This window comes from Colwellia sp. BRX10-4 (assembly GCF_014077465.1).
Taxonomy (GTDB): Bacteria; Pseudomonadota; Gammaproteobacteria; order Enterobacterales; family Alteromonadaceae; genus Colwellia_A.
The window spans coordinates 1-1,832 of the sequence record NZ_JACGVZ010000072.1 but is presented as its reverse complement, the minus strand read 5'-3'; the positions used below and the strand labels follow the sequence as shown (position 1 = coordinate 1,832).

The 1,832-nt window shown below is 48.6% G+C and carries 2 protein-coding genes; both read left to right on the top strand.

All coding sequences use genetic code 11. The features are described 5' to 3' along the window. Positions 1 to 107: 107 nt before the first annotated feature. The gene (locus H4J67_RS19815; RefSeq protein ID WP_182204862.1) at positions 108 to 350 is read left to right on the top strand and encodes a NifU family protein; all 243 of its coding nucleotides are present in this window, start codon (positions 108 to 110) and stop codon (positions 348 to 350) included. Beyond that, on the top strand, positions 347 to 1,832 hold a 1,486-nt coding region (locus tag H4J67_RS19810; RefSeq protein ID WP_182204859.1), incomplete at its 3' end, for a protein adenylyltransferase SelO family protein. The genes H4J67_RS19815 and H4J67_RS19810, both read left to right, overlap by 4 nt.

Below are 1,832 nucleotides of genomic sequence, written 5' to 3'. Positions count from 1 at the left end.
AGAACAGGTGTATGCACTTAATATTATTCCTATGACTCTAAAAGAAGCTGCACAGGCAAAGAATGATCCACTCACAGCTGCGCGGCTTGATATCGAGTATGTAACCAATGTGTTTTACGTCGGTTGCTAACCACAGCGGCAAGATATCAATAGGAGAAATCAGTCAAGGAAAACTTTACATCAGCATGAGCGGTGGTTGCCAGGGATGTCCATCTTATCAGGTAACATTACGACAGGAATTCGAAGTCATGCTTAAAAAGATCGCTCCAAAAATCGAGGAGGTTGTTGATACGACCAACCCCTCAGCGGGAAAAAAACCATTCTACCCATGTCATGAGGAGGCCCTATGACCAATCAACTGCCCCAGCAAACGACTCCAACCATAGTTACGCTAGACGATCTCGCTAAGCTAGCAAACTACTCGCTCATGGATACGCTCAACTGCGATCCTGATGCGAGAGAAAATGGCGTAGACCATAGTCCACGACAAGTATTTACCGGGCACTATGTTCCCGTCAAGCCAACCCCTATCCAAGACCCTGAGTACGTTACTCATAGTAAAACCTTTTTCCGTGAACTGGGTTTTTCCGACAGCATGGCGCAGTCGGCTGACTTCATTCGACTGTTCTCTGGCGACCTAACAGAGGTTCCAGCGCCGCTGCGCAAGGTTGGTTGGGCTACAGGCTATGCATTGTCTATTTACGGTAGCGAATACTATCAACAGTGCCCTTTCCAAACGGGTAACGGCTACGGAGACGGTCGCGCAATGTCTGTGCTTGAGGCTGTCATTAACGGTCAACGCTGGGAAATGCAACTAAAAGGCGGAGGACGTACACCATACTGCCGTGGCGCTGATGGTCGCGCCGTGCTGCGATCAAGTGTGCGCGAGTTTTTAGCACAAGAGCACATGCACGCGCTTGGAGTAGCCTCGTCGCGGTCGCTGAGCTTATACGTGTCGAAAACAGAGCAGGTTAATCGACCGTGGTACGCTGAAGGCTCACGTTCACAGGATCCCGATAGGCTTATATCTGAGGCGGTCGCCATTTCTACGCGCGTCGCACCGTCATTTATTCGTGTGGGTCAGCTAGAACTGTTCAGTCGCCGTGTTCACAAGCAGGAACACCCACAAGCAATGGCAGAGCTTGAGATGATTGTACTGCACTTGATCGATCGTGAGTACAGCGACATCATTGACAATATACTTTCCATGGCTGAAAAAGTGGTGCTGCTCGCGCGCGCGTTCCGCAACCGTTTGACGTCACTGGTAGCCAACTGGATCCGTGTCGGTTATTGTCAGGGCAACTTCAACAGTGACAACTGCGCGGCAGGTGGCTTTACACTCGATTATGGCCCCTTCGGGTTTTGCGATGTATTCAACCCGCAATATCAACCATGGACAGGAGGCGGTCATCACTTTTCGTTTATGAATCAGCCTGTGGCAGCAGAACGAAATTTCAACATGTTTTGTAAAGCGTTGCAGCCACTAGTAGCATCACATCAGGATGCTATAAAAAATCTCGACGAAATTCGCATGGGTTTTACAACCATAATGCAAGAAAAAATGGAAAAAATGTGGGCTGATAAACTTGGGCTGCATACATTTAATGCGGAATTATTGCGCGAACTTAAAACACTGATGACGCAAACTGCAGTTGATTACACCATTTTCTTCCGAGAACTATCAACAGTGCCTAGCGATATTGGCCCACTCAAAAAAAGCTTCTACAAAAACGCGACGTATAATGCAGATCCCGAAGGAATCGACAAGCGCTGGTCAGCGTGGCTCACAACATGGAAATCTCTTAACGCCAGTACGACCGACCCTAGCACTA